Origin of the sequence: Methanobrevibacter ruminantium M1 (assembly GCF_000024185.1) — an archaeon.
Taxonomy (GTDB): Archaea; Methanobacteriota; Methanobacteria; order Methanobacteriales; family Methanobacteriaceae; genus Methanobrevibacter; species Methanobrevibacter ruminantium.
In genome coordinates, this window is the sequence record NC_013790.1 from 2,474,436 (window position 1) to 2,495,430 (window position 20,995).

General features: G+C 32.4%; 22 protein-coding genes. 7 read left to right on the plus strand and 15 right to left on the minus strand.

Features of this window, described 5'->3' with window-relative positions; translation table 11 throughout:
- Positions 1-23: 23 nt before the first annotated feature.
- The gene (mmp10, locus tag MRU_RS09655) at positions 24-1,274 is read right to left on the minus strand and encodes a methyl coenzyme M reductase-arginine methyltransferase Mmp10 (protein WP_012956727.1); all 1,251 of its coding nucleotides are present in this window, start codon (positions 1,272-1,274) and stop codon (positions 24-26) included.
- A gap of 264 nt (positions 1,275-1,538) precedes the next feature.
- Between mmp10 and MRU_RS11965 the strand changes: the two genes are divergently transcribed.
- Positions 1,539-1,760: a hypothetical protein gene (locus tag MRU_RS11965; protein ID WP_012956728.1), complete on the plus strand. Its 222-nt coding sequence runs from the start codon at positions 1,539-1,541 to the stop codon at positions 1,758-1,760.
- A gap of 32 nt (positions 1,761-1,792) precedes the next feature.
- On the opposite strand, the gene MRU_RS09665 is transcribed toward MRU_RS11965, so the two are convergent.
- Positions 1,793-2,707: a methanogenesis marker 7 protein gene (locus tag MRU_RS09665; RefSeq protein ID WP_012956729.1), complete on the minus strand. Its 915-nt coding sequence runs from the start codon at positions 2,705-2,707 to the stop codon at positions 1,793-1,795.
- 402 nt (positions 2,708-3,109) lie between these two features.
- On the opposite strand from MRU_RS09665, the gene MRU_RS09670 reads away from it, so the two are divergent.
- Positions 3,110-4,762: a helicase HerA-like domain-containing protein gene (locus MRU_RS09670; protein ID WP_048812510.1), complete on the plus strand. Its 1,653-nt coding sequence runs from the start codon at positions 3,110-3,112 to the stop codon at positions 4,760-4,762.
- 211 nt (positions 4,763-4,973) lie between these two features.
- A complete protein-coding gene (locus MRU_RS09675; protein ID WP_012956731.1) occupies positions 4,974-5,342 on the plus strand; it encodes a hypothetical protein in 369 nt (122 codons plus the stop codon).
- A gap of 128 nt (positions 5,343-5,470) precedes the next feature.
- Here MRU_RS09675 and MRU_RS09680 read toward each other — a convergent pair whose 3' ends face one another.
- The 4 genes from MRU_RS09680 to MRU_RS09695 form a co-directional block, all read right to left on the minus strand.
- A complete protein-coding gene (locus MRU_RS09680; protein WP_012956732.1) occupies positions 5,471-6,268 on the minus strand; it encodes a nitroreductase family protein in 798 nt (265 codons plus the stop codon).
- A gap of 131 nt (positions 6,269-6,399) precedes the next feature.
- Positions 6,400-6,939, minus strand: coding sequence for a glutathione peroxidase (locus tag MRU_RS09685; RefSeq protein WP_012956733.1), 540 nt, complete (start codon positions 6,937-6,939; stop codon positions 6,400-6,402).
- 96 nt (positions 6,940-7,035) lie between these two features.
- Entirely contained in the window at positions 7,036-7,494 is a 459-nt protein-coding gene (locus MRU_RS09690; protein WP_012956734.1) for a flavodoxin, read from the minus strand.
- 113 nt (positions 7,495-7,607) lie between these two features.
- On the minus strand, positions 7,608-8,720 hold the full coding sequence (locus tag MRU_RS09695; protein ID WP_012956735.1) for a low temperature requirement protein A: 1,113 nt from the start codon (positions 8,718-8,720) through the stop codon (positions 7,608-7,610).
- A 205-nt stretch (positions 8,721-8,925) separates the two neighbouring features.
- On the opposite strand from MRU_RS09695, the gene MRU_RS09700 reads away from it, so the two are divergent.
- Positions 8,926-9,276 carry an arsenate reductase family protein gene (locus tag MRU_RS09700; RefSeq protein WP_012956736.1) on the plus strand — a complete coding sequence of 117 codons (351 nt, stop codon included), beginning with the start codon at positions 8,926-8,928 and terminating at the stop codon, positions 9,274-9,276.
- 252 nt (positions 9,277-9,528) lie between these two features.
- Here the strand turns inward: MRU_RS09700 and fdhD are convergent, their stop codons facing one another.
- The 7 genes from fdhD to MRU_RS09735 form a co-directional block, all read right to left on the minus strand.
- The gene (gene fdhD, locus MRU_RS09705; protein WP_012956737.1) at positions 9,529-10,359 is read right to left on the minus strand and encodes a formate dehydrogenase accessory sulfurtransferase FdhD; all 831 of its coding nucleotides are present in this window, start codon (positions 10,357-10,359) and stop codon (positions 9,529-9,531) included.
- Between the two features lie 144 nt (positions 10,360-10,503).
- Positions 10,504-11,709, minus strand: a complete 1,206-nt coding sequence (locus MRU_RS09710; RefSeq protein ID WP_012956738.1) for a MalY/PatB family protein — start codon at positions 11,707-11,709, stop codon at positions 10,504-10,506.
- A 70-nt stretch (positions 11,710-11,779) separates the two neighbouring features.
- Positions 11,780-12,298 carry a nitroreductase family protein gene (locus tag MRU_RS09715; protein ID WP_012956739.1) on the minus strand — a complete coding sequence of 173 codons (519 nt, stop codon included), beginning with the start codon at positions 12,296-12,298 and terminating at the stop codon, positions 11,780-11,782.
- Positions 12,299-12,440: 142 nt separating this feature from the next.
- On the minus strand, positions 12,441-13,013 hold the full coding sequence (locus MRU_RS09720) for a hypothetical protein (protein WP_012956740.1): 573 nt from the start codon (positions 13,011-13,013) through the stop codon (positions 12,441-12,443).
- Positions 13,006-13,728 (minus strand): ImmA/IrrE family metallo-endopeptidase, encoded by a 723-nt coding sequence (locus MRU_RS09725; protein WP_012956741.1) that lies wholly within the window; start codon positions 13,726-13,728, stop codon positions 13,006-13,008. The genes MRU_RS09720 and MRU_RS09725 overlap by 8 nt, the downstream gene beginning before the upstream one ends.
- Before the next feature lie 2 nt (positions 13,729-13,730).
- Positions 13,731-14,057: a helix-turn-helix domain-containing protein gene (locus tag MRU_RS09730; protein WP_012956742.1), complete on the minus strand. Its 327-nt coding sequence runs from the start codon at positions 14,055-14,057 to the stop codon at positions 13,731-13,733.
- Positions 14,058-14,449: 392 nt separating this feature from the next.
- Positions 14,450-15,271: an amino acid ABC transporter substrate-binding protein gene (locus MRU_RS09735; protein WP_012956743.1), complete on the minus strand. Its 822-nt coding sequence runs from the start codon at positions 15,269-15,271 to the stop codon at positions 14,450-14,452.
- A 402-nt stretch (positions 15,272-15,673) separates the two neighbouring features.
- On the opposite strand from MRU_RS09735, the gene MRU_RS09740 reads away from it, so the two are divergent.
- Positions 15,674-16,165, plus strand: a complete 492-nt coding sequence (locus tag MRU_RS09740) for a DUF308 domain-containing protein (RefSeq protein WP_048812511.1) — start codon at positions 15,674-15,676, stop codon at positions 16,163-16,165.
- Between the two features lie 290 nt (positions 16,166-16,455).
- On the opposite strand, the gene serS is transcribed toward MRU_RS09740, so the two are convergent.
- Together serS and MRU_RS09750 are read right to left on the minus strand one after the other, a co-directional pair.
- Positions 16,456-17,733: a serine--tRNA ligase gene (gene serS / locus MRU_RS09745; protein WP_012956745.1), complete on the minus strand. Its 1,278-nt coding sequence runs from the start codon at positions 17,731-17,733 to the stop codon at positions 16,456-16,458.
- A gap of 261 nt (positions 17,734-17,994) precedes the next feature.
- Entirely contained in the window at positions 17,995-18,576 is a 582-nt protein-coding gene (locus MRU_RS09750) for a hypothetical protein (protein ID WP_012956746.1), read from the minus strand.
- Positions 18,577-18,779: 203 nt separating this feature from the next.
- On the opposite strand from MRU_RS09750, the gene comB reads away from it, so the two are divergent.
- Positions 18,780-19,562 (plus strand): 2-phosphosulfolactate phosphatase, encoded by a 783-nt coding sequence (gene comB / locus MRU_RS09755; protein WP_012956747.1) that lies wholly within the window; start codon positions 18,780-18,782, stop codon positions 19,560-19,562.
- Between the two features lie 248 nt (positions 19,563-19,810).
- Positions 19,811-20,977: a TraB/GumN family protein gene (locus MRU_RS09760; protein WP_012956748.1), complete on the plus strand. Its 1,167-nt coding sequence runs from the start codon at positions 19,811-19,813 to the stop codon at positions 20,975-20,977.
- Positions 20,978-20,995: the final 18 nt, after the last annotated feature.

Here is a 20,995-nt window from a genome sequence, read left to right on the forward strand (position 1 = left end):
TTAAAAATTAAATTTTAGACATATTATAACCTACGCATACCAAAGAAGTTAATAGCTTCTATTAATTCAATAAATGAACCTAATTCATGTTCAATGACTTCTTCTTCACTCATCCCACTGCTTAATTCTCCGTCAACACTTAAGGTATCAGGGCCAAATCCCACCAAACGTTGCTTTCCATCAGAGGATAGGATTCTTTCAGCATCCAATATATGAATGAAAGCTCTTCCCGGAAGAATGACAGCATCCTTTAGCTCATCCAAGTCTAAAGCCTCAAGGTCCTGCTTTGTCATAAGGCAGGCAATGTCCTTTTTAGTTGCAACTACATTTACATTGTCGGGAGCAATCTTATCAAAGATCTTCTTTAGGAAAGGAGCTGCAATCTTAGAGGTTAAAAGAGTTGCCTCTCCCCTAACTTCAGGCAGGATTCCTAAAAACTCCTCATACTCATCCTTAGCTATGATAAAAGGAGCGCCAATAGTAGGGTCCCCTAAAGGAGTTCCGGTAACTCTCATATCATATTCAGAATTGATCTCCTTTACAAGCTCTTCAAATTCAAGTGGCTCATGTGGAACGACTCCTTCAATGACAGGCTCGTTTCCAAGGATCAATCCCTGATCGTAGGAATTTGCAAATCTCATCATCATCAAGGCCTTTGCACCCCACTCCTCAAGCTTATTGCAGGTATCCACCAAAGCCTGTCCATCGTTGACTCCAGGAATTATTACAGCTGCAGCATGCAAGTCAGCCCCTTCTGCAAAGAGTTGGGCTGCCTTTAGGGACTCTTCAGGAGTAGGATCAAGCATCCATTGTTTTCTAAGAGCCGGGTCAACTGAAAAGATGGTGTATGTAACCTCATTAACGCCATAGTTTAGGAATCTGCTTGCAATATCTCCATCGTCAATTCCCTTTCCGCTTGTATATCCTAAGTGGATTGGCAATTGCCATTGGTACAATGAAGCGATAAGCTCTTCAAGCTGAGGATAGCAGCTTACATCACCACCACCGCTGATATTGACCTTAAGATTAGCGTCACGAACAGGGTTCATCATCAAAGCCATTTGTACTTCGCTTAAGACTGTGAATGGCTGTTGAAATGGCTTGCCTGCTTCCTGAACTCCTTCAAGACATCGCTCACATCCCACCTTGTTTGGAGGGCAGTGCTGACATCCTAAAGCTTCGGTTAATGGCTTTACCTTTCTAAAGTAGCAAAACTTGCAATAACCTCTACAATCCTTCCCCGGAGTTCCACCAAGATCAGCTATAACTTGCATAATTCTTCCTTCTAAATGAGATATGAAATAAATAAAAATAATCAATATGATTTATTAAAAAATAAATACTATAAATTATTATTTTAATTCTAATATTAATAGTTTATTTAATATTGATTTTAAAAAAATTAAAATAAAATTAATCTATTGAACAAAATTAGAAAAAACATAATTCAAAAAATGAAAAAAGTGAAAGAAAAACATAATAAAAAATAATTATATTATAATTTATTATATATAATAGTATTTATTTAGAAAATTTTTATGAAAATTAGAAAAAGAATAAAGAAACTAAAAAGAATAAAGAAACTGAAAAGAATAAAGAAACTAAAAAGAATAAAGAAACTGAAAAGAATAAAGAAACTGAAAAGAATAAAGAAACTGAAAAGAATAAAGAAACTAAAAAGAATAAAGAAACTAAAAAGAATAAAGAAACTAAAAAGAATAAAGAAACTAAAAAGAATAAAAAAATTAGAAAAAGAATAAAGAAAAAATAGAAAAAAATAAAAAATATATGATTAATCAACTAAAGAACTCTCAGTCAAGAGTTCTACAAGTATATAATCATAGAAATGTGATTTTTTAATGTTTGCAATGTCTTTTAGCTTTTGCTCTCCGATTACAACATTCTCAATCTCTTCATGATAATTGTCATAATCTAATTTTACCCTCAAGCCGCTTAATTGGCTTGTAACAGGTGTTGGAGAGAAAACCCCTTCAATTGCAGGGACCTGATTTTCTATCTCATTTTTAACTAGAATTGAAGGGACTATAGGAGGGTCTTGAGCCAATTCCTTTTTACGTTTTTCAAGAAGGTCTTCAATTGTTTGAACAAGATGCTTTAAAGCCCTTATGTTTTCCCCTCTTTTTAATCTGCGAGGAATTCTACCAAGCCCTGGAACATATGCATCAACACCAGGAAGCTCTTCCAAGTCAATTTCAGGAGCTCCAGTAACAATCACTGGAATGTCAATGTCATTATAAAGATAAGCCTTATCCACAATGCACTGCTTAAAGCTTCCAAGAGCAAATATTGCTATGTCATGCTCTTCAATCAATGCCTTTTCGGTTTCGCTTATTCCAGCGGTTCCCTTTCCATGCCCACGGGCCAGACCGATCATATTGTCTTTTGCACCATAACGTCTAAGGTATTCGGAGATGTCACAGGCAGCATGTGGAAGGTGATGTCTTGCAAGGGTAGGGGAGACGATAGCTATCTCAGAGCCAGCCATAGGAGCTACAGAGAGCTCTCCTAAAAGCTCATTTGCCTTATCCTCTATAATCTTAACATCATCAATAGGAACTGCCATGTTTAAGACAAGCTCCATCTGCAATATATTGGATTGGAGTACAAAACCGCCTAAATCCTCTATAAGTTCCTTTAATTCCTCACTTTTGTGAATTCCACCTGTGAATGTTAATGTTTCATACATTTCATCACCTTAAACTAATAATAATTGATAAATATAATTCCAAATTCATTTTCAAATCTAAATTTCACAATTTAATCAAAATTTTAAAAATTTATAAAGCAATTAAATATTCTAATTAAATATATTTTCATATTATATTATATAATTTATTATTTTTATCTATTATTTTTATCTCGGTGAAATTTAAAAAAGAACATCAAAATAAAATAAAAAAAAAGTTTATCAATGCAAAAACTCAAAAAGCGAAAACTCAAATAAATTCAAATAAAATTCAAGAATAAAATATATTATTTTTTATATTATTAATAATAAAGAATTAATTAACTAATTAAAAAACTAACAAAAAAATAAATATTTACAATTATATTTATTTAGAATTTTTTTAACTAAATGGGTGTTAATATGTATGCAGAAAACAATATATTGGTTGGAGCTAATGAGAATACAGAAGTTTACTTATTATCCAAATTAGCTAATCGTCATGGCTTAATTGCCGGTGCAACAGGTACCGGTAAGACAGTTACCTTAAAAACACTTGCAGAAGCTTTCAGTGACATGGGAGTTCCAGTTTTCCTTGCTGATATGAAAGGAGACGTATCAGGACTTGCAAAGATAGGGGAACCTAGCTCAAAGACAACTGAAAGAATGGAAAAGTACAATCTTGCAGATAAGGGATTCATCTTCAAGTCATATCCTGTTGAATTCTGGGACCTTTACGGCGAGAAAGGATTGCCTATTAGAGTTACAATCTCTGAAATGGGTCCTCAGCTTCTATCAAAAATATTGAACCTTACTGAAGCGCAGGAAGGTGTCTTGAACATTGTATTCCGTGTGGCAGATGATGAAAATCTCCTTCTAATTGACATTAAGGACTTAAAGTCAATGATTAACCATGTAAGCGACAATGCCGAACTCTATGAATCAAAATACGGCGCAGTGGCTAAAAAGTCAGCAACTACACTCCTCAGATCATTGCTTGCCCTTGAAGAGCAAGGAGGAGACATGTTCTTTGGAGAGCCTGCACTTGAGCTTGAAGACTTCATGCAATGCGACGATGAAGGAAAAGGAATAATCAATATCTTAGATTCCGTAAAGCTTTCTACCGCACCTGAACTCTATTCCACATTCTTGTTATGGATGATTTCCGAACTCTATGAAAAGATGCCTGAAGTTGGTGACATGGACAAGCCAAAATTCATTTTCTTCTTTGATGAGGCTCACCTCTTATTTGACGATATGGCTCCAGCGGTACAGAAGAAAATTGAACAAATAGTGAAACTTATCCGTTCAAAAGGAGTGGGACTATACTTCATTAGCCAAAGCCCATCCGACATACCTGATAGCGTCCTTGCACAGCTTGGAAACAGGGTACAGCATGCATTACATGCCTACACCCCTAAAGAGCAAAAGGCAGTAAAGACTGCTGCTGAAACATTCAGACCAAACCCTGCATTCGATACAAAAGAAGTAATTTCCAATTTAGGAACTGGTGAAGCATTGGTTTCCGTTCTTGAAGAGAAAGGTGCTCCAAGTGTAGTAGAGCAAGTGGACATACTCCCTCCACAAAGCTATATCGGAGCAATCGAAGACAATTTCAGAGCAGAACTTATGAGCATTTCGCCTTTAAGAGGCAAATATAAGGAAGCAGTCGATAGGGAGTCTGCTTATGAGATGCTATTAAATAAGATTGATAATAATCCAAACATTCAAACAGAGATACCTCCAGAAGCCCCTATTAGGGATATTCCTAATCAGGCCGAGCAAGCTCCAAGTCAGCCACAAGCACAGCAAGCCCCTCAACAGGCACCTAGTCAGCCACAAGCACAGCAAGCCCCTCAAGAAGAGGCTCCTAAACAGAAAGGATTGCTTGATGATGTTATTGGAATAGCTGTTGGAACTGCTGTAGACCAAATGACAAAACAAAACAAGACTACAAGATCTAGAAAAACCACTAAACAGACAACTGTTGAGAAAGCAACTTCAACTATGGTAAATACTGCAGCAAGAGAGGTTACAAAAGGAATTATTAGAGGATTATTTGGAAATATGAAATAAATTCATATTTTCCTCTTTTTCTTATAAAATTCCTTATTTTTCTTATTTTTTATTATTTTATTATTTTATTAATTTATTAATTTATGATTTTATTAATTATTTTTATCAAAAATCGTTGCATATAACTAATTATTATTTTAATCTTATTTTAGTATTAGAAGATTTAATTAAAAAAAGTGCTAATTTTATATATAACAATTAAGTGATTTTTATGGTGGAATTAGATAGAGAAGAATTATACAGACAACTGGAAGAAATGGAAAACGATTTAAGACTTTATCCCATTGAAGAAGGATTGGAAGATGATATAATTGATTATATCAATGGAAAAGAATTAAGTGATAATGAGAAGTGGGACCTTGAAAACAGACTTGAAGACTTCTTCTATGGTGCCAAACTCAAATGCAGAAAGCCAACCTACTACTTTACAGACGGATTTGAGTTTTATGTTACAGAAATCTATATAGACTTTAGAATATTGGAGCACGTTCGTAAATCTTTTCCTAAATTCAATCAATTATCTGTATCATCTGAAATAGAACAGGGATTTTCTACATTGTCTGTTAAATTGACATTATAAATCCCAATTTGATTTTAAACCCCAATTTTGATTTATAAATCCATTTTTGTTTATAATTATTGATGACATAAATTAAAATTTTAAAAAAAGAAACCTACATCACAATTTATTTTAATTATAGACCAAAATCACCTATAATAAACATCAATCCCCTTATGAGGCACTGTTCTTCTGTATTTCACTCTAGGATAACCTATTACAAAAGCAGAATACATATGCTTGTGTGAATCTATCCCTGGGAAAAATTCCATCAATCTATCATGATCCAACTCATCTGCCTTAAGAGTGAAAAGGGAATAGAATCCTCCAAGGCCCATTGTATAAGCAAATAGCTCAAGCCTTGTACTTGCAATCAAGGCATTGGCAGAGTTTCTAGAAAAGGCTAAAATCATTTGATGGCCTTCCCAAAGAAGAGGGTGATTCTTATAATCTCCTTCTCCACGCAAATACTCGCCAAATTGCTTTATTCTAAAGAATTTATCCTCTTCAGCACTGATTATATCATAAACAAGATGCATAAATTCATCCAATTCATTATCAAGTACAACAAATTCAACATCTTGAGCATTTTGAGCACTTGGACTGTAATATGCTGCTTCAAAGAGCTTATTAAAGGTTTCTTTATCTATCTTTTTCTTTTTAAACCAGCGAATGCTTCTTCGTTGCTTTAACAGATTCAGATAATCCTCGCTTGATACTGGAATCTCTTTAGGATTGTACTCGCCAACACGGTCTTTTTGACCATCAAAGCCCTTTAAAGAGATAGAATTTGATGGACAAATGGCTAAACAGTGGCCGCAATCAAAACAATCCCCATTATCCACTTCCACTGCCTTTTTATCCACAACAATTATATTGTCCCTAATGCAGACAGTCTCACAGAGTTTACATCCAGTACAAGTCTCTTTATTAATGTTCAACTTCATTTAATCACTCAAAATGAATTTAAAAATAAAATAATTCTTTAATAGAATAAAAAATCAATAAAAAGAATTTAAATATAACAGTCATTTTAAAATAATAAAAAAAGATAAAATATATTTGATTTGAAAAAGAATTATAATAATTCTTTAATTTGAGCTTTTACATCATCCAAACTTTGAGTTGGCTCAAATCTTGCAACTACATTGCCTTCTCTGTCAACTAAAAATTTGGTAAAGTTCCATTTAATGTCATTGCTGTCCATATAATCTGGATTAATGCTTTCAAGGATTCCTTTTAATCTTTCTGCATCTTCTCCTGTAATGTCTACAAATGGTTGCTCAGATTTTAGATAGGTGTACAATGGCTCTTCGTTTTCCCCATTTACTTCTATCTTTTCAAATATAGGGTATTGGACTAAGAAGGTTGCTCTACAAGCTTCTGCAATTTCCTCTCCAGTTCCTGGAGCTTGTTTTCCAAATTGATTGCAAGGAAAATCTAGTATTGTAAATCCTTCTTCATTCAATTCATCGAATATCTGAGTCAATTCGTTGTACTGTGGAGTGAAACCGCATTCTGTAGCTGAATTTACAATCAATAAAACCTGTCCTTCATACTCCTTAAGAGATACCATATTTCCGTTGATGTCTTTTACTTCAAAATCATATATTGACATGTTTTCACCTTTTAAACGTTTAAAATGAATAAATTATAACTCAAAATATTTGCCAAAAAGGGCATAAATTACTAAATAATAAATTTTTTAATGGACTTATTCAATAAAGGAAGCCAATTCATCTTTAAATTCATCTCTTTTAACCTGCTTGGTGGTAAGAGACAAAGTCTTCAATGGAGCTTTCCCCACATATTTGCCAAGCTGTTCAATGGTGCCTTCAAATCCACTTCCCCCTGCAGTTACAAAGAACTTAACATCATTGAAGCTGCCTTCGTTTTGCTTGATATAGCTAATCACAGGAGTTGCAGCCCTCCCAGCCCATACAGGAGTTCCTAAATAAATCAAGTCATAGTCCGCAGGATTGTATTTTAAAGAATCCAAATCAATGATCTTTTCTGAAATTGCATCCTTACCGCCACGCATATAACCTATCTTGCCGTCATACTTGACTTTAGGGACAATTTCTTCAATATCTGCATCCAATTGATTTGCAATGGATTCCGCTACCTTTTTTGTAACATTTGTCCTTGAATAATAAGCTACTAAAATACTCATGATATCACATTTTTTATTTCTATAATAATTTCAATTTAAAAACTTTTACTTATAATCTGATTAAGATTTCCATAATTTATTTTAATTTAAAGATTATTAAAACTTATCTTTACTTAATTATCATTAAACTTCTGATATTTATTCAACAAAACTCCAAAATTGGCTAATGTAATAATCAATGCCCCAATTAAGAACCCATAAATGCTGCCAACAGATAGTAAAATAGCAATACTTCCTATTAAACTAATCAAAACCATTAATGCAATGTCCTTTTTTCTTAATTCTAAGCCATCATAATAATATTCCTTATTGGCCATAATGGAGAGATAGAAGACAATCAATGAAATTATCACCATCAGGCTCGGTATCCAATAGTTTATCTCCCCGCTGTGAATCAATTCAAAGGCAACAGTAACCAGATTAATGCTTATTACAATGAAATAATGACTGAACATCAATCTTAGGCTTCTCTCTTCCCTATGATGATCGACTAGATAGTGAATTTGAAGAACATATGATCCAAACATGCCTATGACAATCAGGAATACAAGTATTGGAACAAAATCAAAGTTGTTTACATTAAAGAAATGTGTTATTCCCACAACAGCTTCACCAAAAGTAATGATTGTCAGCAATTCAAATCGTTCTATCAAATGAGGGAAATTGATAATTGACTTATCGAATTTTCCCTTAAGGAAAAACGGCAAAAAGGCTCCAGTCAAGATAGCAAGGACATTGAGCCAAATGACAACATCCATATGCCCAAATAGAATTGATAATGTGGATATAATATAAATGGAACATACAACAAGCAGAATAGTGATTGAATTACCTGCAGCTCCCTTTAATGATTTTTCCTTTATGGCATGAACAGAATACAAAAATACAACCGTAAAGAGCATTATCAGCATGGAAACATTAAATACAAAATAATTGTTCCAAGTCGAGGATATGGTATTTGCCATATAGATTACGGCAATCATGTTTATGATTGCAATGACATATTCATACCACTTCCATTGGCCATAACGGTTTACATAGTTAGTAAAGTAGAGCCATGCCTGTAAAATGACAAAGGAAGTGATAATATATGCAAATAGACTGAATGGAGCTATTCCTCCATTGACAGGTTCACTTATAATTGAAGTAAGCCTTGATATTGCATATACGAATATTAAATCATAGAAGAGTTCAATCAATTCTACCTTTTTTGAAATTATTGTCAAATTATCACTTTAAATCAATTTAATCTAAAACAATTGCTAATAATTTTTTTAATTTTTAATATATAAAAAATTAATTATATGTATTACTTTAATTCAATGAATAAATTAAATTAATTAAATAAATTTATTAAATAAATTAATTATATATGATATAAAAGTTAAAGAATAAATTAATTAAGAATATTAATTAAAAGAGGTTTTAAAGATGTTATTTATTTACTACCCAAGATGCAGCACATGCCAAAAGGCAAAGAAATGGCTAGATGAAAATGGATTCGACTATGATGAGCAGCATATCGTTGATGACAATCCAGACTACGAACAGTTAAAGGCATTGTATGAAAAAAGCGGACTTCCTCTTAAGAGGTTCTTTAATACAAGTGGTAAAATCTATAGAGAGATGCAATTAAAAGACAAGTTAGCTGATATGGATGAAGAAGAACAATTGAATCTTTTAGCTACTAATGGCATGCTTGTAAAACGCCCTATAATTGAAACTGAGGATACATGTCTTACTGGTTTTAGACAAAAAGAGTGGGAAGAGAAGTTAAAGTAATTTAACTTTTCATTTTTCTTTTTTAAAAGAGAATATCACTTAATTTTAAAAAAAAAATAAAATTGAAAACTATTTTTAAAAGATTATAAATACTTTTTTCCGCCATAGATTTTGAATTTCACCATATGAAATTTAAGAATTAGAAAATTAGCATGCTTATTTTAAATATAAAACTAAAGTTTAAAATTAAAAAGTGATTGTCTAGATTAATATTTAAGACAATCCCCTATCCAAATTAATATTTAAGATAAATCAAGCATCTAAATTAACCCTTTCAGGAGCTGTAAAAACAGTGAATCTCTTATCCCTAATGAATCCAATCATTGTTATATTTCCTGTTTGGGCCACATCAATACCTGAAGCTGCAGGTGCCGCATTTGATAAAATTATAGGAATTCCAACCCTAATGACCTTAATCAGCATATCTGCAGGCATTCTTCCACTATAAGAAATATAGCATTTTGAAAAGTCATATCCTTCTCTTGATGCAGCTCCTATCACCTTATCCACTGCAACATGACGACTTACGTCTTCTCGAATAATGATCTTATCCTCATACTTCAATTGTGCAACGTGAACTCCTGCAGTCCTTTGCCAAATCTTAGCCTCATCAGTCAAATGCTCTATATCCTTAATGATTTGGCTTGCATCAATCTTTAAGTCAGAGGTGTTAGGCTCTATTGTCTTTAATTCAGAACGAATTCCTCCAGCATTATCTGAATTGACCCCCTGATATTCCAATAGTCGGCATACACAGGCATGTTCGCAATTGCCTTTTTTCTCCTGAACTATTCCTTCCTGCTCCAAATCCTCTTCAGGGTCATGAGAGAGTGTAGTTGTAACTAAAATGTTTGTGCCGTCCAACTGGATTGATTTGATATCTGAATAATCTTTAATCAAGCCTTCACCAAGGCAGTATCCCACTGCAAAATCCTCTAAATCCTTTGGATATGTTGAAAACTTACGAGGAGGCAAATAATCTATAAACAAATAGGTATATTCATCTTCAACACTTTCCTCATTGATGGTCTGATAAGCTCCGTCATTCCATTGTATAACTTCTGTCTGCCTAATATAATCCATTACAATCAACCTCAATAATTAACAATTGTTATATTTATATTGAAGATTATAATATTTAAATATTTAGTCAAAAAATGAAAAATAAGAAAAAATAATGAACAAATTAATAAAAAAAACTTATGAAAACTAATATTTGAATGTAAATTAACTCTTAAATTTATCAATTCCCTCTTTTAATGCATTTAAACCTTCAATCAATAAATCCTTAGGACATGCAATATTCATTCTTAGGAAATTGTCTCCATTTTGGCCGAATTGTACTCCCGGAGATAAGAATAAACCGACCTCTTCTCTTAAAAACTCAGATAAAGTCTTAGAGAATTCATAGTTAGAAGATTCAATATCCTCATTTTTATTCAATTTACTGCAATCCAGCCATAAAAGATAAGTTGCATTTGCAGGCACCAATCTGATTTCAGGAATATTTTCCTCTAAAAATTCTTTCACAATCATTTTATTATTGAATAAGACTTCTCTAAGCTCATTTAACCAATCTTCGCTTTTATATGATGCAATTGTGGCATCTATTGAAAATATGTTGGGATGGCTGAAGAAGTCAGTTGCAAGCTGTCCTTTTAAAACTTCATAAAAACCTTTGTTTTGAGTGAATACTGCGGAGCTTTGAAGACCTGCAATATTAAAGGTCTTGCTTGGAGAAATGCAAGTTATGCTATTTTTGGACAGATCATCATCTAAAGATGCGAAAGGAATATAAGTCATGTCTGGATCTGTCAAATCACAATGAATCTCATCTGAAACTACTATAACATCATATTTCTTTGCTAAAACAGCAATTCTTTCCAAATCATCCTTTTTCCAAATCTTCCCTACAGGATTATGAGGATTACACAATAGCATCAGTTTTGTCTTAGGATCTTTGAATATTTTCTCCAAATCATCAAAATCAATCACATATGCAGTTTCAACATCATCAGAGTCTGGATTATAAATCAATTGATTTTCCACCACATTTCTACCATTATCCAATATGACATAAAAGAAGACATGATAAACTGGAGTCTGAATCAGTACATTATCTCCAATCTCTGTAAAGGCACGGATAATGCTTGTTATTGAAGGCATGACTCCAGTTGCAAACAACAATTCCTCTTTTTTCATATCAAGACCATATTTCTTCCACCAATTAATATAAGAATCATAGACATCCTCGTTTACAAATGAATATGCATAGACGCCATGATTTGCCTTTCTATTTACAGATTCGTAAATCAATGGAGCTGCATAAAAGTCCATATCTGCAACCCACATTGGATATTCATCACCAAACAAGTCCCATTTTAGTGAATTGGTGTTTTTTCTATCGATTATAGATTCAAAATTGTATTTCATAAATAATTACCTTTAAATAAGCATTAATAAGTAAAATAGATTAAATTTTAGCTTTAGACTTGAATTTTAATTAATAAGTCTCATAATGTATTCTAGATTCATCGAACTTATCCATAAACTTGTTTTCCCAGCCTTCTGCAGGATATCCAAGAGTTATTATGCAGAATGGCTTTAGATTATCATCTTTTGGCAATCCAACAATATCTGCAATCTTGCCCATTCTTTCCTCATCAGGAGCCACTCCGTTCCAAAGGCCTCCTAAGCCAAGGTTTACAGCTTCAAGAAGCATGTTTTCAGCTGCTGCACTCATGTCCTGTTGCCATACAGTCTTATAGAAAGCCCTTTCAATGTTTGCAATCAAAAGAATGGCAACTGGAGCATTGGTCACCCTAGGCTTGATTTCCCCAATTTTAGTTAATACTTCCTTATTTTTTATAATAAGAAACTCCCAAGGTTCTGCACCAAGCCTGCTTCCAGGAGCTTGCATTCCTGCCCTTAAGATCTTTTCAATCTTTTCATCTTCAACTTCCTTATCTTCATACTCACGTATGCTGCGCCTTATTTTAATTATCTCTTCAAAATCAGCCATCTTAACACATCCGATTAATTTAATATCTAATTTTTTATAAATCCTTATGGAAAATCATTCTTTAAATCGCTAAATTAAAATTTTTATAAATCCTTATGGAAAATCATTCTTTAAATCGCTAAATTAAAATTTTTATAAATCCTTATGGAAAATCATTCTTTAAGAATCTTTTGCAATCAATTTCATAAAGTTTATCAAAATACTCCCAAAAACTGTCCTGAGGTAACTTGATACCCCTTTCTATCATTGCAAGATATAATGAACTTGCAGTATCTTCTGAAATGATTTCCATTTCAAGGGCTTTAGTTAAAATCATAGAACTGGTAATGAGTCCTATGTCCAAGCTTTCAATATATTCCTCCACATCACTTAAATTGTTACTTGCTATGATTCCATTATTCAAATGGGCCAATGCCATTGCTGCTGATTCACCAGACCCACAAATCTGACCTGCCTTACTCCAAAATCCCTTTTCAATTGACTTATAAGCAAGGTACTGGGAAGAACCAAAAGGCATTTCTTGAATTTCTACAAATCCCTCCTTTAATTTTTTAAAATTTCTTTTTACAAGTGAGGGAGTGTTTTCCTCCATAATCTCATTATAAACTTGCTCTGGAATAATTATTTTAGAAAATAGCTCTTCTAAAATATAAGTGGCATCAACAAATAGGAAACATTCCAAACAGTCAGCATCATAGAAAACAGGCTTATTCAAGCTTGTTCACCTCATTATCATAAAGAATATCATTTCTAAAACATTTTAATAAAATTTCCTTGCGTTTTCCCCCGGTTATCTTTTTCTTACCATATGCCTTTTCAGTCAATCGCACAAGCTCTCCAATTGAGGAATATTTCTGGTCTTGAGGGGATGGCTTATAAAGACCTGTCTCATAGCCTAATCTATTAACTTCAGCAACAACATTTAATCCAAATTCATCATATTGGTCTTGACTAATCCAATTCAAGCTTTTTAGGCGATTAAGCATTGTGGAACGGCTGACTTGATAGTATTGCTCGCACTTGATTAGATCCTCAACTGACCAATCATCAATTTGATTTTTATTTCTAAACCAATATAGGGCACTGTCAGGGATTAATAATGTTGAAGCAAATTCATCTGCATTCCTTTCACTTGGTGTGTTCATATTGATTCCGCAAACGATAAAATCATCAATATCCTCATAGAGCAAGTGGTATAATTCATGAGCCAATGTGAAATTCTGTCTACCGATTGAATGGTTGGTGTTGATGAATATTACCTTGTCCTCATTTGTCTTTGAGCAACAGCCACTGATATTGGCTTTCATTGGAAACCAGAGCACAGTCAGATTTCTTATATTATTATAGACCAGAGAACGAATGTTTACTGAAGCAAAGCTTTCAATGCCCCATTCATGTCTTAAGATTTCAGCTAAAACTGTGCTATTCATGACTAATCAACCCCATCTAAACTTCTTAAAAGCTTTAAAAATCCAGTGATTTCATTCATTTTTGCAACCACATTTAAATCCACCTTTTCATCACTTCTAAAAGCTATAGTTGACTTTTCATAAAGATCTGTTTCACCAATCAAATATTCTGGAGAGCAATTGTATAATAAACACAATTTATCAAGCAAAGTCATGTTAAAGTTTCTTTCTCCATTTTCTATTTTAGAAAGATTGCTTTGAGTAATTCCCAAATAATCAGAAACCTGTTCTTGAGTATAACCGTTTTTCTTCCTTAAATCTTTTAGATTTTTTGCTACAACATCAATCATAATTGCATCCTCTTAAGTATTTAGTAATATGTACTAAAATACATATAAAGATTTCTAATAAAAATATGACAATATTGAAATCGGAGTATAAAATTAGATTAGAAAAATAAAATTAGAGCATTTAAAAATTAAAATAGAATAAATTATGATTTAATATAATAATAAATATTAAATAATTATCTAAATTATAAAATACAAACTGATAAACTTTATAATTATTTTTTAAGTAATATTCATAAAGGTAAAAAAATAATAAAAAATAAGATTTAAAAAGCCGATATAAATAATAAAAAAAGATATAGAGAAAAATATTTCTCTATTTTAGCAAATTAAATATTAAAAAGTCAATGAATATCTTTTAGATAAAATAAAGAGTGCTAAATCCATTAGACTTATTCAGGATAGATTACACCATCTGGAATTCCGTATTTGCTGTACTTTTGAGCTATCTTTTCAACGGTTCCATCCGCATACATCTCATCCAATGTCTTTTGAACCTTATCCCTTAATTCAGTGTTTCCTTTTTCAAATGCAACACCATATTTCTCATTGGAAATTGTCTGATTCAATATCTTAGTGTCATTATGCTTTTCGCTAACTAGATATCTTCCAAGACCGCTGTCTATGATTATCACATCACAGACTCCAGATTCCAAGTCCATGAATGCAGTGTCATAGCCATCCACCTGCTCAATCTTTGCAAATTTTCTCTTTAAAGTCTCATTCTTTTCGATTGTGTTTAGAATGGAGCTTCCCTGTTGAACCTCAAGGGTCTTGCCCTTCAAATCGTCAAGGTCATTGATATCGCTATCCCCTCTAACGATGACAAGCTTTGTATTGTTAAAGTAAGGTTGGGACCATGTATAGTCGTCCTCTCTTCCGTCAATGGTAAATTCACTCCAGATGCAGTCTACTTCATTGCTGTCCAATTCAAATCTTTTAGTGTTCCAATCGATGATTGGCACTGGCTTGAATGTCCAGTTGTTTCTTCGAGCAACCTCTTTAGCCAGTTCAATGTCAAATCCTGTATATTCACCATTTTCCTTATATCCAAATGGTGGAAATTGGCTGTTGAATCCAACAACAAATACATCATCAGTATTTTCACCGGAACCAGCATCATCACTTGAAAAATCAAAAAGCCCAGCGCTTGCATAGCCAATTACTAAAAATAAGGATAATATAATTGTTAAAAATATGATTGATCTTTTCATATAAAAACCCCTAAAAAACTATTAAAAATCAGTTTAATAAATTTTTTTATTTAATAAAGCAATAAAAACTTAAATAACTTAAGAATATTATTGGTTTTTCATTATAACTATTCAAATGTTTATTTTCCATAATTTATAAAAGTTTTGCAGAATAATTTTTAAAAATCATTTCATAAACAAAATCTCTAAAATGATTATATTGAATTTCAAGAAAAAAAGCTTTTTTTAAGACTTAGAGCATTATAAGGAGTTTGAATTTAAAATGAATTTTTTAAAAAAAAAATAAGGCTAAAAGAATCTCTAAATAAAAAGTCAAAATAAATATATAATAAAATATATTATATACTTAATACTAAAATATAAACAATTGACATTAATATTTAATGTAAATGAGGTGAAAAAATGGAATCAAATAAGATTTTATCCATTATAACAATATTAATTGGGTTAATGTTTATAATCTTCCCATTATTTAGCGCTAACCTAATTTCCATCATTATTGGAATAAGCGTATTGATATTTGGTATAGGATTGGCATATTCCTCATTCATTACACATGAAATCTCAGGTGCCCTATCTTCAGTTATGGGAATCTTTGGGATTGTAATGATAATCTTTGGATTATGTTTCATATTTGCAATCAATGCAATTTCCTTCCTTGTAGGATTGCAATTCTACATTGTAGCATTTATGCTGATTATGATTGCTGTAGTCGGATTCCTTTCAGATAGCAATGTTGCTAGAACCGGCGCTTTATTGTATTTGGTCCTAGGTATAGTTATTTTGCTTATTGCAATGTTTGCTGCAGAAAACCCTATACTAATTACAATTATTTTAGGTGTTATTTTAATAGCACAAGGAATAATGGGATTAATATATGGCAATGAAATATAATGAAGATTTATTCTTCATTATTTTTACTTTTTTTTAAATAAAAATAGCTTATTTTAATTATTAAAATATAAATTTAACTTTTTTTTAAATTTAATGATTAGATCTAATTTTAATTAAATATTAATGAATAATCTAACTTTTTTTAACTATTGATTAAAAAAAAATTAAAATTGAAAAAAAGAGTTTAGAGAATCTTAAAGTAAAGTTAAAAATAAAAAAATAGTTAATTAAAAAATCAATGAATATCTACTTTTTAAATTAAAAAATAAAAAAAAACAAGAAGCAATTAATTACTTTCTTGCTTCGATTACTGTTTTTCCACCCATATAAGGCACTAAAACCTCTGGAACCTTTACGCTTCCATCATCCTGCTGATAGTTTTCTAATATACAGCACATAGTTCTTTCAGTTGCTATTGCAGTACTGTTTAAGGTGTGTAAAGTCTGGGCATCTCCAGATCCTGCCCTACCATATCTGGTCTTGGTCTTTCTTGCCTGATAGTCACCACAATTGGTACAGGATACCAATTCCCTATAGGTCTTTGAACCAGGGAACCATGCCTCAAGGTCGTACTTGATTGCTGCATTGTCATTCAATGCTGAGGAAACTATGGCAACGATTTGATAAGGAAGTCCTAATTTCTTATAGATGTCCTCAGTAACTTCCAATAACCTGTGATGCTCGTTTTTGCTTTCTTCAGGAGTGGAGAAAATGAACTGTTCAATCTTTTCAAACTGATGAACCCTGAATATTCCTAAAGTGTCCTTACCATGAGATCCAGCCTCCTTTCTAAAGCAGGTAGAAAGGGCGCAATATCTCATTGGCAAATCTTCAGGATTGATGATTTCATCCCTATGCAATGCTGCAAGTGTCTGCTCAGCTGTTGCAATTAGGTATAAGTCTTCATTTTCCACCTTGTATAAGGTTTCCTCAAACTCTCCAAGCTCAGATGTCTCTGCTGCAACTTCCCCTTTTACAAAGAAGGGAGTCTGAAGTGGAATGTAGCCTCTCTCTTCAAGCTCGTTAAGGGCGAACTGGATTAAAGCCAAGTTAAGATGCAAGATGTCCCTTTTAAGATAGTAGAACCTTGCACCTGCAATGCTTGCTGCAGTTTCAATGTCTGCACCGTCAATCTTTTCAATCAAATCAACATGATTTAAAGGCTCAAAATCAAAGTCTGGCAATTCTCCAACGGTCCTAACAATAAGGTTGTCATCTTCTGTGTCAGAGACTGGAACATCCTCGTCAATGATGTTTCCAACCTTGTATCTGTAATCTTCACGCAATTGCTTATACTCTTCAATCTTAGGACCTAATTCCTTGATCTCTTCAGCAACTGCCTTGGATTGTGCAATTACCTCTTCAATGTTTCCGTCCTTTTTAGCTTGTTTGAATGATTTTGATAATTTGTTCTTCTCTGCCCTAAGAGAGTTCAATCTGCTTTCACCTTCTCTCCATAAGGTGTCATATTCAATAACTTTCTCTGCATTTTCAGTGCTTCTGAATCTTTTCTTCTCAGAGTCAAATATTAAATCAGGATTTTCTCGAAATAGCTTTATATCTAACAATTTTTATTCTCCTTTCAATTGATAAATGATTAATAGTCTGTAAGTGTAAATAAGTTTTGATTTAAATTAATTAAGACCAGCATTAAGCAAAAGCCCAGAATAATTTACAGGCAAAAATAAGCTAGTGCTTAGATTGAAATAACGCTTAATTAAATGAAACTTATATATTAAAAATTTATTATAAATTAATATATTTTTTATTATTTAATATCTTTTTGTTTAAAATAGAAATTTTAAATGAATATAGGGGGATGTGGTTTACTATATTAAACTATTTATTAAAATAGAATATCTCTCTTCAGTCCTCTCAAGAGGATTTTTAGAAACCTTTCCATGACTTGGCATCTCTATAAAGACAATGGAAGAGTCTGTAAAGTCCTCATTCTTATCTACAATGTCCTTTAAATAGTCCGGATAAACGACATATGAATAATCCTCATCAACAACAAGAGCCCCAATATCCAAAACAATATCCTTTAGAAACTCAGAATAGACCTTAACTTTCTTATTAGAGTTTGATTCCCTGATTTTATCAAAATCATCATCGCCCAAATTAGCGTACTTCAAATCATAAGATGAAAAGATATCGTCAATATCATCATCACTAAGAAGATGATCTGTTAAATCATGTTCAAAACAATAATTGGAAACTTTTAAAATGCTTTCTCTTATTTGAGAAAAGGTATTTAATTTAAGAGTTAAAGAGTTCATTTTGACCTTGCTTTCAGAAAGCAGTATAGCCAAGTCCCCTTCTTCCTCATCTGGAAACTTGTTAACTTTAAATTCCTTAAGTCCAGCCCATTCCACTATTTGCTTACACATTGGAGTAGTTACAACAATCATAATAATTCCTTAAACAATTATTTCTAAAAAGATAAATAAAGATAATTAAAGATAATCAAAGACATCAAAGACATCAAAGATAATAAACATTAATAATGATTTCTTTAAAATATATATTAATATTAATACAAAATGTTAAATATAAATTTCGAAAACTAAGACAAAAAACATCCAAAGAAAAAATGCTTGCAGATTAAAAATAAATGCAAATTATAAAAACAAGCGAAACAGAGGCCGAAAAAGTGATAATAAATTTAAGCCAGGAAAAAAGCCATAGCAAAGACGTTTCAATTATGGTAGATGCTTTAAGAGCAAGTACAACCGTAACAATAGCTTTAGACTACTTTAAAGAAGTAATTCCAGCATTCACTCCAGAGGAGGCAAGAGAACTTTCCCTAAAGCATAACGCTGTACTTGCAGGTGAGAGAAAGGGAGTTAAATTAGAGGGCTTTGATATTGGAAACTCACCTGGTGAAATAAAGGAGTTTGAAACCAACAAGAAATCCATGGTTCTTACAACAAGCAATGGAATAATGACAATGGAAAATATGCAAAACCCTAAACATGTCTTAGTTGGAGGATTCATAAATGCCAAATCCGTTGCAAAGGCAGCTGTAGAGCTAGCAGAGGAAGAGATTGAAATAGTCATGGGAGGATACAACCATGAATTTGCAATTGAAGACTTCCTTGCAGCTGGAGAAATACTCTTTTATATAGAAAAAGAGCTAAAAGAAAGAAACATGACTCCAAAAGAAAATGATGGATCCAATTATGAATTGAAGGATAGGGAAGGCTTTAGCGAATATGCAATATCTGCTATCTTAGCAAGCAGAAATCTGGAATTAACCAATGAACAAGTATTAAAATCCAAATCTGGAAAGCGATTAAGCTATTTAAACTACTCTGATGATGTAGAATTATGCATGAAGCGAAACATAACTGAAAATGTAGGCATTTTAAAAGATGGAAAGATAGTTCTATACTGATTTTAAATCTATCTTTTGAAAAAATGCAATTTAATCCAAAAATTTCAATATTGTAAAAAATATACAAAAGATTTATTAATGTAATTAATCATATTTAAATAACTGAATGTTAATATAAGTATAAAAAAATATATTAATATAATAATATTTATCAAATTATCAAAAAGTAAATTAAAACCAAACAATTAATTTACAGTTATCACAATTAATTTTCACTATAAAAATAAGATTTTAAGAAGGATAATCTAATGAGAAGAGAATGTTTAAAAATCATAGGAACTGCACACGTGTCTCAAAATAGTGTGGAAGAAGTAAAAGAAGCTATTTTAGAAGACAAACCAGAAGTAGTCGCTATTGAATTAGATAGAGGAAGATACATTAGATTAATGAATGAAAGAAATGGCATTGTAGAAGATGACCAAATCCATATTACCAAAATCATAAAAGAAAACAAAGTAGGGGTTTTCTTAGTTACAACCATCCTTTCCTATATGCAAAACAAAATTGGAGATGACCTAGACATCAAGCCTGGCTCTGAAATGATCGGCGCAATTGATGCAGCTGAAGAGACAGGTTCCAGAATCGCATTGATTGACAGAGACATAAACATCACCTTGCAAAGGGTTCTAAACCATATGAGCACTTGGGAAAAGCTTAAATTCATTTATGGAATCATCGGAGGCTTGCTCTCATCAGATGATGAGGAACTGGATGTAGAGGCATTGAAGGAACAGTCTGCAATCGATGAGGCAATGGGATACTTTAAGGAAATATCTCCAGGAGCATATGAGGCATTGGTAAATGAAAGGGATGCATATCTTGCAAACAGCATATTGCACATTCCAGAAGACCATGTCATAGCGGTTGTAGGTGCAGGGCATAAGGAAGGAATCAACAGATACCTTGATAATCCAGAAACAATACCGCCTCATAGCGAACTGATTGATATGGACAAGAAAGGAGGAATTCCTTGGCTTAAGATAATCCTTGCATTGATTCCTATCTCATTTGTTGTGATATTTTTTCTTGCTTGGATGAATGGAATCCATATAGAAGGAGACATTGTTCAATTCATTGTAATAAGCATGATAATGGGATTTTTAGGCTCAATTCTTTCAGGATCAAAGCTAGCCTCTGCAATAATCGGAGGATTAGTTGCTCCACTCACTATTATCCACCCCCTCCTTGCGGCAGGCTGGTTTTCAGGACTTGCTGAAGCAAAGTTCAGAAAGGTGAGAAAGCAGGACATTAATAATATAGGAAAAATCGAAAGCTTTAGAGACTTATGGAACAATAACATATTCAGAATCCTTCTTGTAGTGGTTGGAACCAATTTAGGAGTTAGCTTGGCAACCTTAGTTATTTTGCCTTCCCAGGTCTTTATTCCACTCTTTATGAAAATCTTCGGAGGATAATTGACCTTAACTTTATAT

Bases quoted from the DNA above. Each gene is read 5' to 3' on its own strand.
- MRU_RS09685 (WP_012956733.1), bottom strand. From the start codon at position 6,939: ATGTCAATATATGATTTTGAAGTAAAAGACATCAACGGAAATATGGTA.
- MRU_RS09750 (WP_012956746.1), bottom strand. From the start codon at position 18,576: ATGATTGTTGTAACTACTCCAATGTGTAAGCAAATAGTGGAATGGGCT.
- MRU_RS09725 (WP_012956741.1), bottom strand. From the start codon at position 13,728: ATGAATAGCACAGTTTTAGCTGAAATCTTAAGACATGAATGGGGCATT.
- MRU_RS09710 (WP_012956738.1), bottom strand. From the start codon at position 11,709: ATGAAATACAATTTTGAATCTATAATCGATAGAAAAAACACCAATTCA.
- MRU_RS11965 (WP_012956728.1), top strand. From the start codon at position 1,539: ATGAAAATTAGAAAAAGAATAAAGAAACTAAAAAGAATAAAGAAACTG.
- comB (WP_012956747.1), top strand. From the start codon at position 18,780: ATGCAAATTATAAAAACAAGCGAAACAGAGGCCGAAAAAGTGATAATA.
- MRU_RS09670 (WP_048812510.1), top strand. From the start codon at position 3,110: ATGTATGCAGAAAACAATATATTGGTTGGAGCTAATGAGAATACAGAA.
- MRU_RS09730 (WP_012956742.1), bottom strand. From the start codon at position 14,057: ATGATTGATGTTGTAGCAAAAAATCTAAAAGATTTAAGGAAGAAAAAC.
- MRU_RS09680 (WP_012956732.1), bottom strand. From the start codon at position 6,268: ATGAAGTTGAACATTAATAAAGAGACTTGTACTGGATGTAAACTCTGT.
- MRU_RS09700 (WP_012956736.1), top strand. From the start codon at position 8,926: ATGTTATTTATTTACTACCCAAGATGCAGCACATGCCAAAAGGCAAAG.
- MRU_RS09735 (WP_012956743.1), bottom strand. From the start codon at position 15,271: ATGAAAAGATCAATCATATTTTTAACAATTATATTATCCTTATTTTTA.
- MRU_RS09675 (WP_012956731.1), top strand. From the start codon at position 4,974: ATGGTGGAATTAGATAGAGAAGAATTATACAGACAACTGGAAGAAATG.
- MRU_RS09715 (WP_012956739.1), bottom strand. From the start codon at position 12,298: ATGGCTGATTTTGAAGAGATAATTAAAATAAGGCGCAGCATACGTGAG.
- fdhD (WP_012956737.1), bottom strand. From the start codon at position 10,359: ATGGATTATATTAGGCAGACAGAAGTTATACAATGGAATGACGGAGCT.
- mmp10 (WP_012956727.1), bottom strand. From the start codon at position 1,274: ATGCAAGTTATAGCTGATCTTGGTGGAACTCCGGGGAAGGATTGTAGA.
- MRU_RS09760 (WP_012956748.1), top strand. From the start codon at position 19,811: ATGAGAAGAGAATGTTTAAAAATCATAGGAACTGCACACGTGTCTCAA.
- MRU_RS09665 (WP_012956729.1), bottom strand. From the start codon at position 2,707: ATGTATGAAACATTAACATTCACAGGTGGAATTCACAAAAGTGAGGAA.
- MRU_RS09740 (WP_048812511.1), top strand. From the start codon at position 15,674: ATGGAATCAAATAAGATTTTATCCATTATAACAATATTAATTGGGTTA.
- MRU_RS09690 (WP_012956734.1), bottom strand. From the start codon at position 7,494: ATGAGTATTTTAGTAGCTTATTATTCAAGGACAAATGTTACAAAAAAG.